The organism is Candidatus Francisella endociliophora (assembly GCF_000764555.1).
GTDB classification, from domain to species: Bacteria; Pseudomonadota; Gammaproteobacteria; order Francisellales; family Francisellaceae; genus Francisella; species Francisella endociliophora.
Genome location: NZ_CP009574.1, coordinates 773,049 through 790,812 on the forward strand (window position 1 = coordinate 773,049; position 17,764 = coordinate 790,812).

A 17,764-nucleotide genomic window follows, 5' to 3' on the forward strand; every position below is an offset into this window, starting at 1 on the left:
ATAACATCTCTTATTATTCCCAAACATAACCTTTTGGTAAATCACAAGATACACCCTTTTGACTTAACATCATAGTTTTCATATTTGTAATAGGACAACTACAAGTCGCGTATTCTTTTGAACCTTTTTCATATTTACATGGTTGAGTCATACAACCTGCCACATCAATATTTTGACATTTGACTCCTTCACCTGGTTTTGCAATATCGTAGTCCTTATTCATATCAAAACCATAAGTTGAAATCAGATCTGCCCCTGGAATAAAAGAGGAGCTATCATCTTGAGTGTTTTGCTCAGCTATGTACTTACATACAGGTGCTTCCACACCTTTACAGTTCCCGCTACCATCAGGCTTACAAGTTGATAGGTTTTTACATTTTGAGCCATCTTTCCCACAAACTGCTACAGTCTCATAGTAAACACCTAAGTTCATAATCCCATCAATATTTACATAGTTAGGTCCTGTGAAAACTTTACATCTACAATTAGCCGTTTTACCATCTTCGCTTACTTTACATGGCATAGCTTGATTGTCTGGATTTATGCCAGTTGCTTTAGGAGAACCCGAGTAGTGACAATTTGCATAAGTAGCTTTTGCACAATATAACTGTTTAGTTACACTAGTTGCTCCACCACCAGACCAAGCTGAGCCGTGTTCAGTAGGCTTACATAATGTTGGATAAAAAGGCATATTACTACAACTATCACCACAAAAAGGCTTTACAGAATCACAAAGTACATTTGATTCTATTAGTGGGTACTTCACAATATCTTTACCAAAAGACACATTCAAAAATAAGATTAAAGCAAATATTCCAAAAAGTTTTTTCATATTACTTCCTATAAATTTTCCTTAACAAACTTAACAATCTCTTCCATCTTAAAGCTTCTAGCACCTTTGATGGTAACTTTTGTATTTTCTGACTTATACTCATTTAGCACTTTTTGTAAATCATTATTAAGTTCTTGTTTATCTTCATAATATCTAATATTGGGAGCCTCACACTCTTCTAAAGCATAACCAATCAACTCTTTTTCACCGAATAAAAAGACTTTATCAATATTAGCCATTTTAAGCCATTGCCCCATCTTACGATGATAATTCTCAGCCTCGCTTCCAAGTTCTCTCATTGAACTAATAGCTAAAACTTTCTTCCCATCAAAACCTGCTAAATCTTCAATAGCTGCCTTAACTGCTGTTGCACTAGCATTATAGGTATCATCTACAAGGGTTAACTTATCATTTAGTTTTTCAATTGAGAATCTGCCTTTATGGTTTTTGATATTTTGTGTATTTCGTAAAAAATCATTTGGGTCTAGCCCTGCAGCAACTACACTTGCTATTGCAAGCATACTATTCGATAAATTATGTTTGCCTATATTTGGCAACTGATAGCTATATTCCTTGTCAAAAATTCTAATTTTAACATCATATAACTCTGGCGTAACCTGATAATCTAAAACTAAAATATCTGCATTTTGATTATGCATTGAGCAAGTGATTTTCTTACAATATAATTTCTCAGCATAGTTTGGTATTCTTTCGTCATCAAGATTTACTATACATGTACCATCGTTTGTCAAGGTTTTAAGAAGCTCACCTTTTTCAACCATTACACCATCTATCGTTTTTAAGTTTTCTAGGTGACTAGCCCCAACATTTGTTATCATCGCAATATTCGGCTGGATAATTTCAGCAGCAGCTTTTATCTCACCCTCAACACTTGTACCAGTTTCAATCACAGCGAAATCAGCATCTTGTGGCGTTTCTAAAATTGTCATCGGTACACCAAGGTAGTTATTAAAATTACCCTGCGTAAAATGTATTTTTTTACTGCCAAGCAGGGTTACAATCATCTCTTTAACAGTTGTCTTACCACAGCTACCAGTTAGTGATATAACAGGCATCTTGAGTGATTTACGATACTCTTTTGCTAAAGCTCGTAATCCTTTGATAGTATTGTTACAAACTATTTGTGGAATATTTGTATCTTGTTTTTTTGAAACTAAAAGAGCTTTTGCACCATTGGCAATAGCACTTGGGATAAATTCATGGCCATCACGATTTGCTACAATTGCAACAAATAAAGCATCTTGCTTAATATCATTAGAATTAATGTTAACTGTTTGAATTGATACATCTTCACGGATGTATTCTAAGCCAGCTTGTGTTGCTAATTGTTTTAGTGATTTGATCATTTATTTAAAATATTTTTATAAGTTTAATGAATTTAATTATAAATAATTAAACTTAATTCGAGAATATAAATTTTAAAGAACAATTCTAAAAGTTATCACACTCAGATTTAGGAACCAGATCACTCAATATATCAGTATAGTAAAAGCTGTTTCCATTTTTAGGCGTAAAATAAATTTCTTCATCTTCATTCATAGAGCAAGTATATACTGGTCTATTATTCTTCTCACATGTATGTTTAAGACATATAGACCCAGTTGGATCATAATACTCACATGTTTTAATACCATAAAAATTATCTTTCAAATCTCCATTTGTGCAAGTCATATACCAATCCTTAGTCCCTCCATCTTGAATCACTGCTAAAGCAGGAACCATATAGTTTTTATAATCAATTCCTTCTTTTGTTTCCGTATGGAATTCTATATTTTCAAATTGGACCCCAAAATTAATTATCCTATTGGTTATTTCAGAGATATCCATAACGCCTTGAGGTATGAAAATATCGTCAATATATTGGAACAATTGTGGAGATATCATCCCACCTTCTGGCCAGTCTTTTATTACTATAGCTGCTATCTTATTGCCATTTCTATTAGATTCAATATTTATAACTCCCGGTTTTTCTTGATAATTTACAGTTATATCATCAGAAGATATAAAATCTGGATAAACACCTCCATTCTCTGTTCGCCCAACACTCCAATCTTCAATTCCTAAATTAACAAGATTATGATCATATGGCTCAAAATTTATTATATTTTCTCTCTTCCCTGAATTGTTAGCATTAACTAAAAATGGTAAAAATAATATTCCTATTATAATTATTTGAAATTTTCTCATTATAGCCTCTTATTATTGATTAACATTATCTTATTAATAATACTGACACAGAATCTTATTACAAAGATATAGATTTTATAAAGTCAATAACTTTAGCTTATACAAGTAAACCTTACAACAACCTTTAGATGATAAGAATATTTTTAAAACCTTAATATGACATTCTTTAAATAAGCCACCCTTTCTCTGCAGCTAAATCAATCTGTCCCTTTACATATTGCCATAGCTCAGGTGCAATGTCTTTTAATCCTAAGTTTCTATTGATAACTTTCTCTTTTGGCACTTTACCATAAGCTGTCCAACTACCACCATTATTCTGCATATTTTGCAAAACTGGAATAGCTCGCTCTATAGCTTTTGAGTATTTTGCCTCTGCTGTTTGATTATCTTCAAACTCAATCCATAAGGCCTTATATTCATTAGCTTCATCGTCTGGCAATAATGAAAATATTTTCTCTAAAGCTTCTAACTCTTTAGCATTCTGCTCGGCGAGTACCGCATGATTATCAAAAGCATAAGTATCACCAGCATATATCTCAACAATATCATGGATCAAGAGCATTTTAAGCACTTTTAATATATCAAGCTTCTCATTTGCATACTCCTGTAATATAACGCCCATCAAAGTTACATGCCAACTATGCTCAGCTGTATTTTCTCTGCGATTATTATCACACTTTATCAAAGCTCTACGATATACACCTTTTAGTTTGTCTATCTCTTGGATAAAGCTTATTTTCTTTTCTAAATTTGTCATGTTTTCTCTTAGGATTTATATATCTCTCTTTATACTTCGACTCCACTCAGTTAGCTAAAAAGATACTTTATTATACTTAGCAATAATCTCTCGCTCATCAAAATGCTCTTTGACACCATTTTTATCAAGATAGCACTCATGGCCTTTCCCTGCTAGTATAATAATATCTCCAGCTTTAGAATTTTCAATAGCATATTTTATAGCTTCTTCTCGGGATGGTATAAATGTGTGATTTTCAGAATTAACAAAGCCTTTCTTTATATCACTAAAAATATTTTCAATATTTTCAAAACGATTATTGTCTTCTGTAACTACTATTTTGCTAACATATTTCTCAGCTATTTGTGCCATTATAGGTCTTTTACTAGTATCTCTATCACCACCACAACCAAAAATGCACCATAGATTATTTGAATTATAACTAGCTAAAGTTTGTAGAGCTTTTTCTAAAGCATCCGGAGTATGTGCATAATCAATTATAACCTTAGCACTATTTTTTAGCTCAACCACCTCCATACGCCCTTTTACAGGCTGTACTTTGGAAATATTTATAAGTAGTTGCTCTCTAGTAGAATTATCATCTAATGCCGCTAAGCTTAAACCCAAGTTCATTAGATTAAATCCACCTATAAGAGCTGTTTGGTATGTACCAATAAGTTCCTGAGAAATATATAAATCAAAACTTGTTTGCATATTCTCGATAGTCTTAGATTTTAGATAAATATCTGCATTTTTTGATTTCAAGCTAACAGTTATTACTTCACAACCGCAAATATTACATAGCTTCTGACCGTATTCATCATCTATATTTATTACAGCTTTTCTTAAGTTATCAAACTGAAATAGTTTTGCTTTAGCCTCAAAGTAGCTATCCATAGTTTTGTGATAATCCAAATGATCATGACTAAGATTACTAAATACCGCCACATCAAAATTCAAACTTTCAGTACGCTTTTGATCCAATGAATGAGATGATACCTCCATCACTAGATTCACAAATTCCTCTTCAGTTTGCTGAGCGGAGTCGAAGTATGAAGGGGGAAGTTGACTATACTCACTTATTATTTGATATAGAGATAATATATCTAGCGTTGTATGCGTACTTTCTTTTAAATCTGGGTAAATACCATTACCATTTGTACCAAGTAATAGAGACTTCTGCCCTAGTAATTTTTGAAGTTGTGCAATATAGCTAGAAATAGAAGTTTTACCATTTGTGCCTGTTATTCCTATTATATTTTGAGGTTTTTTATAATCATAAAACCACCTTGCTAGAGCTGGTAACTTATCTTTTAAATTTTCAACATAAAAAATATTAGCCTTCTCCTCTTCAGATTGCTGGGCGGAGTCGAAGTATGAAGAGGAAGTACTCGCCAATTTATGAGATAGCTTGTCATCATCACTTAAAACAAGTTTTGTACCTTTATCTAAAACAGCATCAATATATTTATTACCATCTGTAGCTTGTCCTTTAAGAGCTATAAAGGCAGATTCGCTATCACATTTACGACTATCTAAATATAGAGATTTGATTTGATAATTATTTTCTAAAGAGGTTTGAATACCTAGAAACTCTAAAACTTGACTAATATTTTTCATTTTATTTTTACCGCAAAAAAAGCACTTTGTGGCAAGCTATTGTCAAAGTCATTGAATTAGTGACTACAACTGTTCGAGCTTGCGAGTTTTTGTAGGCACCAATGGCTTACAATAAAGCGTGAACATGTGCTAAGCAGTTTTGCATACTTTTTCTGCTATTGCAAAAAGTATGTCGCTAAAACTTACATAGTAAGTTAGCGAAGCCTTTTTATATTTACTTACTTCTTAAAAGCAGGAAAACCCATTTTTTCTCTAGCATTATAATATTCTTGAGCAACTTGAAGAGCCAATTTTCTAACTCTTAAGATATATCCCTGTCTTTCTGTAACAGAAATCGCATGACGAGCATCTAACAAATTAAATGTATGAGATGCTTTTAAGACAAACTCATAAGCTGGAATTGGTAAATTCTTTTCTACCAATCTATAACCTTCTTTCTCAAGCAGATCAAACTGTTTAAAAAGCTCCTCTACATTTGCTTCTTCGAAGTTATAAGTAGACATCTCAATTTCATTTTGCAGAAATACATCACGATAATACAAAGGTCCATTTTGAGTATTTGCCCAAAGTAAATCATACATACTATCAACATTTTGAATATACATTGCAAGACGCTCAAGACCATAAGTAATCTCGCCCATCACAGGTTTACATTCAAGACCACCAACTTGTTGGAAATATGTAAACTGTGTAATTTCCATACCATTTGACCATACTTCCCAACCAAGACCCCAAGCACCTAGCGTTGGTGACTCCCAGTTATCTTCGACAAAACGAATATCATTTTCTAAAGCATCTATACCAAGTTCTTTTAATGATCCTAAATATAGCTCTTGAATATTATCCGGAGATGGTTTCATCACAACTTGATACTGATAATAATGTTGTGTTCGGTTAGGATTCTCACCATAGCGGCCATCCGTAGGTCTTCTTGATGGCTGAACATATGCCGCTGTCCATGGCTCTGGACCTATCGCTCGTAGAGTTGTAGCTGGATGAAAAGTCCCAGCACCTACTTCCATATCTAATGGCTGAATAATCGCACAACCTTTAGATGCCCAATAATGATGTAGTTTTAAAATAATCTCTTGAAATGTAAGCATTTTAAATATTTTTTAACCTAATTAATTGAGATAAATTCTAACATATTAAAGATAGAGTTGCGAAAAATGCTTAGATGATATTGGTATTTCTCTCCAATACGGAAAATAATAATATTAGAGCCACACCCTTTATACTGTTGAAGCAATACAAAATAGTACGTAATTATATCAGGCTTGACCTACAATCTAGCAAATAGCTTGCATGTAAGCTATTTGATCAAGCACTACTTAAACATAGTAGGCACATTTAAGAGTTTATTAGCTCTTTTTTTATAATAAAAAATCACGTTTAGGATTTTATATATTTTAACACCCAAAATAATGGTACATTTATGTACTCACCTGATCTTGATTATTAAGTTTTTGTCGCCGCACAAGATCTTGTTCATATAATTTCTCCCTAACAAGGTTATAGTAAACTTCTGGTTCACTTGGAAAAACATTATACAAGTCTTCAATTCGTTCGTTCCTAAACCAAAATGAACCATCCGAGATGTAGCAATGAATTCTATTTTTGCTGTAGCAACTGGATCGAATTGGCTTTTTAACAGAGTTTAATTTAGGCATTTTTGGTAGAAACATATAGCCGACAAGTAAGGGAATGTTTTTTGTAGATTCCAATAATACTTTAAAGGCCTGTTGAGAGTGAAAGTGCGTATCTACAACCTCGATGGCAATTAGTGGATTTTTATCTGTAAGAGAAATGTCGCTTGAATGTCTACCTAAAATATCAAATAAAACAAACTTCCCATAAACAAGACCAAACTTAACCTCTTTTGCCCACTTATAGTTTTTTACTCTCAGGAGATTCTCATAACCTTTCTCATCAGCCCAAGGGGGCTCGAAATAGCCAAAATCATGTTTTTCGTACTTATTCAGAAAATTACATATCATGTTTTGCTGTTCGTTATGAGCATCACTTTCAACAGCACCTAGATCAATACCTTGCCGGACTGGTTTTTTCTCAAAGAAATGTGGGGTTGTAGGGTGATTTCTGATTCCTAGATGATAATTCCCATCAGCTCTATCTCTAAGATCTTTCTCTCTTAGCTCAGCTCTGCGCTCATCGCTAAAAAGCTCTCGATATGAGACTGGCTCCCACTCTTCATGGTCATTGTAATAATAAGCTATTTCATACTTCGGCATTTTCTATTCTCCTTATAATTTCTAAGCCAAGTTTAGAGTGCAATGGAAAACTAGTCTAATAACAAGCTCCTGCTAAGCTCTTCATAACTTCGCAAAGTAACCTTCGTTATTTCTTGAAATCTTATCTACTTCAGCTAGTTCTAGATTAATAATGTTTCCAGAGTTGTGAGCAATAAGCTCAGGGAGCGTTAAACTTAGCCCCTTTTCTAGAGACTTAAATAAAATAATACATATCCCATGCTCAAGATCTCCTTGTATATGATCTTTAATATTATCTATCTCAGCAATACCTATAGTCCAATTCATTTTCCTTGAAATATTCAAGTTAAGAGTAAGATATTTAAACGAAGGTATAATGGTTAATGTAACTCCATTTGATACGCCGCACTCCCTTTTCAAGAAGTCATTATCTTGGCCTAAATTACTTTGCCCAACTATAGCAGGCTCTCTATCTCCTTCTCTGAACCATAAAGCTTTATGCAGTTCATTTGTATATTCTGAGTTATTAAAATCATCCCCAAACAAGACATGACCAAGACCAATCGCCAGTTTGGCCATAAAGCGAATATCATGACGAAGATACATTGAAAACTTATTTTCACGCTTCTGCCCATTACTGCACATATTATTAAAGTACTTGATTCTCATTAAATCCAAGTTATCTGGCTCGGAAAAACCGATATCAACCAAATTAGCTCCTTTGACTTGTGTGCATGATATTTTCCTAACTTTACGTCCTTTAAATGCATCCTTGAATGATAACCAAGTAATTATAGGATTCTTTATAGAGCGTTCTGACCATATAAAGTATGCTCTAGTCCTTACTTTTTTAACTGTCCTAGGATTTCCGCCAGAATACCAATACATTCTTTCGTCAGTAGGACGAATCCAGTAAATTTGTTCCCCTAGAGGACCAATCCAGCATTCACAAATTTCATCCTCTTTCATTTCTGAAGGTACAAGATCAGATATTCCTATATTTCTTAATGGAAGTGGTACTGGTTTATCAGGATTAAAGAAAGCGTATGCGGCCTCATTCAGTTCATTAAAAACCAAGAAGTCCTTTTCAAAAGAAGCATCAACAAAAAGACCTAAGTTACTATTGCACGTTACACACACATTTCTGGTCTTCAAATAGTCAGGAGCATGAGCTCCTCCTAAAAACTGTGAGATCACATGTTCTAATGTAAACTGTTTTTCGTCTTTATTCGTTTTGCAGTAAATACAAACTTTCAACTCATAATCCTTCTGACTAAATATCCCAGCAGATAACTTGGGAGCCTAACGATTATTAAATACAGCAATTATAATTATATCTCATTACGCATTCAAATTATCTTACAAATAGATAAACATTTTAACTACACAATGTTATATACATGATAATCACATCTATATAAAACACCTAAACAAAAAAGCCATTATCCCAATCACGATACAAATTGATATAACCTATCAAAACTAACCAATTTCCACTCCCAATTTGGCGAGCCAACCGTACCTGGGGTATTTAGCCTAGCATGACCATCTAACTCTAGTATATCTTGAATTGGTAAAATCACATATTCAGCTTCACAACTAAGCAGATACTTAATAATCTTTCTAAAAATATTTCTATCATTAGCTTTGAAATATTTCTTTAACAGCTTTCTTTGGTACCTATTTAGTTCATCAAAATACCAGCCTTTGAGAGTATTATTATCATGAGTTCCAGAGTAAGCAACAATATTTGCATCTTCAATAAAGCTACCAGTCTTTAAATCAAAATGAAAAGGAAAAACTTTCATACCTTTTAGATTATAATGATCTCGAAGCTCAAACACTTCTTCGCGTAAGTCGCCTAAATCTTCAGCTATAATATTAGCATTAGGTAACTTCTTATAAATCGTATCAAAGAACTTATAACCTGGAGCTTCAACCCATTCACCATTTATTGCTGTAGTTTCACCCGCTGGAATCTTCCAATAGGTATCAAAAGCCCTAAAATGATCAATTCGCACAATATCAAAAAGCTTAAAATTACCATTTAAACGATCTATCCAAAATTCAAAATCAGTATCTTCTAACTTCTCCCAGTCATATAACGGATTGCCCCATAATTGGCCTGTCTCTGAGAAAAAGTCAGGTGGAACACCAGCAACAAAAGTAGGATTTTGATCTTTATCTAATAAAAATACATCTTGATGTTCCCATACATCTGCAGAGTCAAAACCTAAGTAAATAGGTAAATCGCCCATAATTTCGATATTATTTTCATTTGCATATTTCTTAAGCTCAAACCATTGCTTATAAAAGACAAACTGTAAAAATAGTTCATAATCAATATCTGTCTGAAACTCACTTAGATCTATAGATTTTTCTTTAATCCAATTCTTATAAGACTTATCCCAAAGGTTCCAAGCTTGATCATCATTTGCTTTTCTAAATGCTTTGAAAATAGCATAGTTTTTAACCCAAGGATTTTGAGCTATAAAATCATTATACTCTTGTTCAAACTTAGTTTTTAAACTTTGAAAATTGCTAAATGCTTCTTCAAGATATTTATCTTTAAAATCACGAACTAGTTCGTATTCAACCTTATCAGAATCTGCATTTAGATTTTTAAGAGAAGATTCTTCAAGTAAACCATAATCAACCAACTTTTCTAAGCTAATATATATTTCATCACCAGCAAAAGATGAGCTGGCTTGATATGGAGAATTGCCATACCCAAGAGGAGTTAGAGGCAAAACCTGCCAAATATTGATATTTTTCTGCTTTAAAATATCTATAAATTCATAAGCATTTTTACCTAAATCACCAATACCGTGTTGGCTTGGTAAACTTGATATAGCTAATAAGATTCCAGCTTTTTTCATACACTCTCTCTACATCTAAAAAATGCACCTTGCGGCAAGCTGTTGTAAATTAATGGTATAACAGTTACAACTGTCTGAGCATAAGTGAGTTTTGTAACTGTCGTTAATTTACAACATAGCGAGAGCATAGTGCTAGGCAGTTTTGCATACTTTTTCTGCCATGAAAAAAGTATGTCGCTATAACTTGCAAAGCAAGTAGCGAAACTACCTTTTAAATTAAATCTTCCAAATATCTTTATTATACTGAGCAATAGTTCTATCAGAGCTAAAGAAACCAGCTTTACCGATATTCACCAAGCTCATTTTCAACCAATGCTCACGGTCTTCATAGTCTCTAAATGCTTGATCTTTAACCTTAATATAATCAACTAAATCAATTAAAGTCATAAACCAATCTTTACTGATTAACTCATTAAATAATGGTATTAATTTGTCTTTATCGCCTATTGATAGCATTGTCGGTGAGATTATAAAATCTACAACATTTTTTATAACAGAATTATGATAATAATCTATTGATCTATAACCTTCTGTTTTATATAAATCAATGATCGTATCACTATCTTTGCCAAAAGTATAAATATTTGCACTTCCTACTAAATCAGCAATCTCAACGTTCGCACCATCCATAGTACCAAGTGTAATAGCTCCATTTAGCATAAACTTCATATTACCAGTACCGCTAGCCTCTTTTGATGCTAAAGATATTTGCTCAGAAACATCTGTCGCTGGTATTAGCTTCTCCGCAACACTTACATTATAGTTCTCCACAAATAACACGCGAATATGCTCGTTCACATCTTCATCATTATTTATAAGCTCTTGTAAACATAAAATCAGATGAATAATGTGCTTAGCGATTGTATATGCTGGAGCAGCTTTTCCTCCAAATATAAAGTTAATTGGACGCTCTGGCTTTGGATATAGTCCTGATTTAATCTCAAGATACTTGTGAATAATATACAAAGCATTCATTTGCTGGCGTTTATACTCATGAATTCTCTTAATCTGAACATCAAAAATACCATTTTCTAAAAGATTCACACCAGAGTAATAACTAGCAAAATCAATAAACTGTTCTTTTTTAGTTTTCTTGATCTCTTCAAGTTTAGCTAATACTGTTTTATCATTATGATAAGCAAGTAACTCTTCCAGTTCCTTAGTATCTTTTATGAATTCATCACCAATTAGCTCTTTCAAATAAGATGCCAACTCCGGATTTGCTTGTAACAACCAGCGTCTAAATGTAATACCATTTGTCTTATTGTTAAATTTACTCGGATATAAATCATTGAAATGTTTTAGTTCAGAGTTTTTTAGAATCTCTGTATGTAGTGCTGCTACACCATTAACACTAAAGCTATAATGAATACAAATATGCGCCATGTGAACACGATCATCTTCATCAATGATTGCTAGCTCTGGGGCATCATATTTTTCTTTGATTTTTTTATCTAGGTATTTGATAATCTCGATCATTTCTGTAGATAAAACTTGCTCTAAATAGCTCAATGGCCATTTCTCTAAAGCTTCTGCCAAAATAGTATGGTTTGTATAAGCTGTCGTTTTGCTCACAAGCTCAATAGCTTTATCAATATCTATACCATTAGCAACTAACTGGCGAATTAGCTCAGGAATAACCAAAGTTGGGTGAGTATCATTAATTTGAACAACAGCATGATCTGGCAAGTTTTCTAGCGAATAGCCTTTGCTAGTAATATCTGAGAATATTAAACTCACAGCATTACTTACCATAAAATACTGTTGATAAATTCTTAGAAGATGTCCATCTTCATCACTATCATCTGGGTATAAAAATAACGTTAAATTCTTTTTGATAGCTGTTTTATCAAATGTAATTCCATCTTCAATAATGCTGGGATCCACACTATCAATATCAAATAAACACAGTTTGTTTACAAAATTATTTTCATAACCAACCACATCAATTTCACATAGCTGAGATTTCACACTAAAATCTCTAAAATTAACTATATAGTTAACATCTTTCTTATTTAGCCAACCTTGCTTTTCTATCCAAGGATTTCTTTTTTCATTCTGGCTATTATCTTTAAATTTCTGTTTAAATAAACCATAGTGATAGTTCAAGCTAACGCCAGTCCCAGGAATACCTAAAGATGCTATCGAGTCTAAGAAACAAGCGGCTAATCTTCCTAAACCGCCATTACCTAAAGATGGTTCTGGCTCAAATTCTTCAATTTGGACGATATCTTTACCACTATCCTTTAATATCTGACTAATTTCATCATAAATGCCCAAATTCATCAGGTTACTAATTAGCATCTTTCCTATAAGAAATTCACTAGATATATAGTACACCTTTTTTTTAGCATCATATTCTGGAAGTTTTGCAGTTTGTTTTTTTGTATAAGCTAAAAGGGCATAATACAATTCATGATCATTTGCTTTGCTAATTTCACAGTCTAATAGTTCTTCAAGTTGTAACTTGATATTATTTTCTTTCATTTTATAAAACCTTTAACCTTTTCTAACAAAAAAGTTTATTTCAATTAAAATTCTTAGTAATTTGATTCAATGGGTATAATGTCATTAAAATACTTTCTATACAAGATACGTAGATATTTTTTACTTTATTTAATCAGTTGCTGATAAATTTCAAGGATTTTCTTAGCAGCAACATCCCAACTAAAATTCTGGCGCATTGCTGCCTTTCTGACCTTCTTCCAATCAGTTTTGCGACTATATAACGCAAATGCTCTTTTTATTGCTGACTTATAATCATCTAACTCAAATTTATCAAACACAAATCCAGTAGCAATATCATCAGCTAAATTTTCAAGTGAAGAGTCAACAACAGTATCAGCAAGCCCACCAACTTTATGAACTAAAGGTAGGCTACCATAAATCAAACCATACAGCTGAGTTAATCCACAAGGTTCAAACCTAGATGGTACAAGTATCACATCACAACCTGCTATTACTCTATGAGCTTGCTCTTCATCATAACCAATATGCGCTGCTATTGACTTAGGATATTTTTTAGCTAACTCAACAAAAGCATTTTCAAGATCTTTATCTCCACTACCTAGCACCACAAGCTGCCCACCTTTCTCAAGTATTTCAGTTACTCCAGCTAATACCAGTTTTAGACCTTTTTGCTCAGTCAAGCGAGTAACAATACCAAACAAAGGAGCTAAGTTTTGAGTTTTTAATCCATAAAAAGCTTGCAATGCTTTTTTACAATCAAGCTTATTTTCAATTCGTGATATTGAGTAATTCTGAATTATTAACTTATCCTTCTTAGGATTCCAAACATCAGGATCCACACCGTTTAGTATTCCATATAAATCATTTTGTCTTGTAGTTAATAAACCAGATAGACCACAACCTTGTTCTTGAGTTTGAATTTCTTTTGCGTAAGTTGGGCTGACTGTAGTTATCTTATCAGCAAAATATAACCCTGCTTTTAGAAAAGACACATTACCATAAAACTCCAACCCATCAACAGACATAAACTCAGCAGGTAAATCAAGCTCTGAAAATACACTAAAAGGAAATAACCCTTGATAGGCAAGATTATGTACAGTGAATATCGATTTCACATCAGTTCCTGCGTACATTTTGCTAGCTTTTAAATATGCTGGTACAAGGCCTGCATGCCAATCATGTGCATGGACAACTTGAGGTCTAAAGGTCTCATCTAAGCCTTCTGCAATCTTTGCAGCAACCCAGCCAAGTAATGCAAATCTTAGATAGTTATCACTATACGCTTGGCTATTTTCATCTGCATAAGGATTACCTTCTCTTTGATATAGATCTGGGGCATCAATAACATAAACTTCTGTATTTGTATCAGCAGTTTTACCAAGATATAGATCAATATTACTTGCTCTAAATTTTGGATAGATATTAGTTATTAGTTTCTTATCTTTAAGCTGTCGCATAAAGGCCGGGAAACCTGGAACTAAAATTCTATTTTTTACACCAAGTTTCTCAAGAGCCGGCGGTAATGCTGCTGTTACATCAGCCAAACCGCCTGTTTTTAATAATGGAAAAACTTCACTACAAACATGTAACACTTGCATTGAAAAATGCCTCTTAGAATTTAATATTCATATAGGCGTAAGTATATACCCAAAACGTGTGGAAATATAGATTTAGAATAAATTGAAAATCTTAGAGACCACGTGTCTAAATTTAGAAACAGATTTCATATCCATACTATTAGAAGTTTTATTTCAGCTTATCAAGCATTTCTTGGGTAACTAGCACTACACCAGTATCTGTACGATGAAATCGCTTAGCATCTAACTCAGCATCAACACCAATCACAGTATTTGCTGGAATCTCACAACCTCTATCAACCACAACTTTTTTCAAAGTACAGTTTTCACGTACTCTAACTTGAGGTAATAAAACAGACTGATCTATCTCACAAAACGATGATATCACTACACTTGAAAACAATACTGAGTGAGATATCTCAGAACCAAGTACTATACACCCACCTGATGCAAGAGTATTTGTAATTACACCATGCTTCCCAGTTTTACCTGGCACAAACTTAGCTGGTGGTAGCTGCTCTTGAGCAGTCCAAATAGGCCAATGCTTATCATATAGGTTTAATTCAGGCATATTACTAGCTAAATCAAGATTTGCTTCCCAAAAAGAATCTATAGTTCCAACATCACGCCAATATGGTGCCACCCCATTAACTTGAGGTACACAAGACATGCTAAATGGATGAGCCAAAGCTTCAGATTTTGCAACTGCTGCAGGAATAATATCTTTACCAAAATCATGTGATGAATTAGGATTTTTAATATCCTGTTCTAACATTTCATATAGATATTTAGTATTAAATACATAAATTCCCATACTTGCTAAACACCTTGTATCATCACCTGGAATTGTTGGTGCATCTGTTAATGGTTTTTCGACAAAATCAGTAATTCTTCTATCTTCATCGATTCCCATAATACCAAAAGCGAATGCTTCTTCTTTTGGAATCTCAACACATCCTACCGTACATTCACGACCACTTTTTACATGATCTCTAAGCATCTCAGAATAATCCATCTTATAGATATGATCTCCAGCTAATACTACAATATACTCTGCATCATAAGATTTTAAAATATCTATATTTTGATAAATTGCATCTGCTGTACCACGATACCAATGCTCTTCATCAATTCTTTGTTGTGCTGGTAGTAAATCAATAAACTCATTAAGCTCACCACGCAAGAAACTCCAACCTCTTTGTAAGTGTCTTAATAATGAATGTGATTTATATTGTGTTACTACACCAATCTTACGAATACCAGAATTTAGACAATTTGATAACACAAAATCTATAATTCTAAATTTACCACCAAAATAAACTGCCGGCTTTGCTCGATTATCAGTTAAGTTATACAATCTTGAACCACGACCACCAGCTAATACTAACGCAACTGTTTTTTTATAGAGTTGGTGTGTAGATGTTTGTTCAGGCATATTATATCTCCTTATAAATTGTCACACTAAATTTATGTAACTACTGTTGGTTCTGGCATAGCAGTTAATTTTTTCACTTGTGATAAATCTTCTGCTATGTCTATTAATTTTTCTAATGCTTTCTGTGTTGGTACACTGAATTTATTAGAATCTGATTCATACTTTTCTAAATAAACTCTAAGTGTTGCACCTTGGGTACCTGTACCAGATAACCTAAATACAACACGAGAATCATCTTCAAATATCACACGAATACCTTGTTTTGCTGAAACAGAACCATCTATCGGATCTGTATAACTAAAATCATCAGCAAGTTTGACTTTTTCACCTAGCAAAGTAGCTCCTGCTAAGCTAGCAACCTTCTCACGCAAACTTGACATTATCTGATTTGCAATATCACTATCGATAGCTTCATAATCATGTCTTGAGTAGAAGTTTCTACCAAATTTTTGCCAATGATCAACTACTAATTCATCAATACTTTTATCCGTTGCAGCAACTAGATTTAACCAAAAAAGAACAGCCCAAACGCCATCTTTCTCGCGAATATGGTCAGATCCTGTTCCATAACTTTCTTCACCGCATAAAGTGATTTTGCCAGCATCAAGAAGATTCCCAAAAAATTTCCAACCTGTAGGAGTCTCATAACAATTAACACCTAAATCCTTTGCAACTCTATCAACTGCTGCTGAAGTCGGCATAGATCTTGCTACACCTTTTATACCCTTCGAATAAGCTGGTATCAGATGAGCATTTGCAGCCATAATTGCTAAGCTATCAGATGGAGCTACATCTATCTCTTTACCCACAATCATATTCCTATCAGCATCACCATCAGAAGCTGCACCGAAATCATATTCCCCTGTACGCATTTTTTTGACTAAATCAACTGCATTTACGGGGTTAGGATCTGGATGAAGGCCACCAAAATCTTCCAGTGGTTCACCATTAACAACTGTTCCTTCAGAAGCTCCAAGCACCTCTTCAAAAATATATTTTGCATATGGTCCAGCTACAGCAGACATTGCATCAAAACGAATTTTAAGGCCTTTACTTACAAGGCTTTTAATTGCAGCAAAATCAAAAATCTCTTGCATCAGTTCAGCATAATCTAAAACAGAGTTTATAACCTCAACTTGAGTTTGTTCTATTTGATAAGCGCCTATTTTAGCTAAGTCTAACGTTTCTTCAGGAGCATCACTTATTAAATATTCTGCTATTGTCTGAGTTTGTTGATATATCTTGTCTGTGATTTTCTCCGGTGCTGGTCCACCATTACCAGTATTGTATTTGATACCGAAATCACCATTTGGTCCACCAGGATTATGACTTGCTGACAATATAATCCCACCAAAAGCTTTATACTTACGAATCACACAGCTAGCCGCTGGTGTTGATAATATCCCATTTTGTCCAACAATGATCTTACCAAAACCATTTGCTGCAGCTATACGGATAATTCTCTGGATCGCAATATCATTGTAATATCTACCATCACCACCAACTACTAAAGTCTTACCCTTATAACCTTCTAATGAATTAATTATAGATTGAACAAAATTTTCTAGATAATTATTTTGCTTAAATGCAGTAACCTTATTTCTTAGCCCAGAAGTTCCTGGTTTTTGATTATCAAAAGGTTTCGTTGCTATTTGCTTAACTGGCACATTTTCACCTTGAAAGTTAAATTACTGATGAATCAGTTGAATGACATATACATCAATATTATCACTATGGCTTTGAATTTAAAATTGCTTATTTTAATTAAAAAAATTAAATA

13 protein-coding genes are annotated in these 17,764 nt (G+C 33.4%); all 13 read right to left on the reverse strand.

The genetic code is table 11. The features are described from left to right. Positions 1–13: 13 nt before the first annotated feature. Positions 14–832 (reverse strand): hypothetical protein, encoded by an 819-nt coding sequence (locus QI37_RS03870; protein ID WP_040008742.1) that lies wholly within the window; start codon positions 830–832, stop codon positions 14–16. 8 nt (positions 833–840) lie between these two features. Continuing rightward, positions 841–2,199, reverse strand: a complete 1,359-nt coding sequence (locus QI37_RS03875) for a UDP-N-acetylmuramoyl-tripeptide--D-alanyl-D-alanine ligase (protein ID WP_040008743.1) — start codon at positions 2,197–2,199, stop codon at positions 841–843. Positions 2,200–2,284: 85 nt separating this feature from the next. Then, the gene (locus QI37_RS03880) at positions 2,285–3,040 is read right to left on the reverse strand and encodes a hypothetical protein (RefSeq protein WP_040008745.1); all 756 of its coding nucleotides are present in this window, start codon (positions 3,038–3,040) and stop codon (positions 2,285–2,287) included. 166 nt (positions 3,041–3,206) lie between these two features. Continuing rightward, positions 3,207–3,797 (reverse strand): HD domain-containing protein, encoded by a 591-nt coding sequence (locus QI37_RS03885; RefSeq protein ID WP_040008747.1) that lies wholly within the window; start codon positions 3,795–3,797, stop codon positions 3,207–3,209. A 54-nt stretch (positions 3,798–3,851) separates the two neighbouring features. Next, positions 3,852–5,396, reverse strand: coding sequence for a UDP-N-acetylmuramoyl-L-alanyl-D-glutamate--2,6-diaminopimelate ligase (locus QI37_RS03890; RefSeq protein ID WP_040008749.1), 1,545 nt, complete (start codon positions 5,394–5,396; stop codon positions 3,852–3,854). Between the two features lie 218 nt (positions 5,397–5,614). Beyond that, the gene (gene glyQ / locus QI37_RS03895; RefSeq protein ID WP_040008751.1) at positions 5,615–6,499 is read right to left on the reverse strand and encodes a glycine--tRNA ligase subunit alpha; all 885 of its coding nucleotides are present in this window, start codon (positions 6,497–6,499) and stop codon (positions 5,615–5,617) included. A 330-nt stretch (positions 6,500–6,829) separates the two neighbouring features. After that, entirely contained in the window at positions 6,830–7,645 is an 816-nt protein-coding gene (locus QI37_RS03900) for a hypothetical protein (RefSeq protein WP_040008753.1), read from the reverse strand. Between the two features lie 81 nt (positions 7,646–7,726). After that, on the reverse strand, positions 7,727–8,821 hold the full coding sequence (locus QI37_RS03905) for a hypothetical protein (protein WP_235261396.1): 1,095 nt from the start codon (positions 8,819–8,821) through the stop codon (positions 7,727–7,729). A gap of 254 nt (positions 8,822–9,075) precedes the next feature. Beyond that, positions 9,076–10,503, reverse strand: coding sequence for a 4-alpha-glucanotransferase (gene malQ, locus QI37_RS03910; protein ID WP_040008756.1), 1,428 nt, complete (start codon positions 10,501–10,503; stop codon positions 9,076–9,078). A 216-nt stretch (positions 10,504–10,719) separates the two neighbouring features. Continuing rightward, complete coding sequence (gene glgP / locus QI37_RS03915) at positions 10,720–12,990, reverse strand: glycogen/starch/alpha-glucan family phosphorylase (RefSeq protein WP_040008758.1); 2,271 nt, start codon at positions 12,988–12,990, stop codon at positions 10,720–10,722. 125 nt (positions 12,991–13,115) lie between these two features. Beyond that, positions 13,116–14,570, reverse strand: coding sequence for a glycogen synthase GlgA (gene glgA, locus QI37_RS03920; RefSeq protein WP_040008761.1), 1,455 nt, complete (start codon positions 14,568–14,570; stop codon positions 13,116–13,118). A 148-nt stretch (positions 14,571–14,718) separates the two neighbouring features. Next, positions 14,719–15,984: a glucose-1-phosphate adenylyltransferase gene (glgC, locus tag QI37_RS03925; RefSeq protein WP_040008762.1), complete on the reverse strand. Its 1,266-nt coding sequence runs from the start codon at positions 15,982–15,984 to the stop codon at positions 14,719–14,721. 32 nt (positions 15,985–16,016) lie between these two features. Then, positions 16,017–17,651 carry an alpha-D-glucose phosphate-specific phosphoglucomutase gene (locus QI37_RS03930; RefSeq protein ID WP_040008763.1) on the reverse strand — a complete coding sequence of 545 codons (1,635 nt, stop codon included), beginning with the start codon at positions 17,649–17,651 and terminating at the stop codon, positions 16,017–16,019. Between the last annotated feature and the right edge of the window lie 113 nt (positions 17,652–17,764).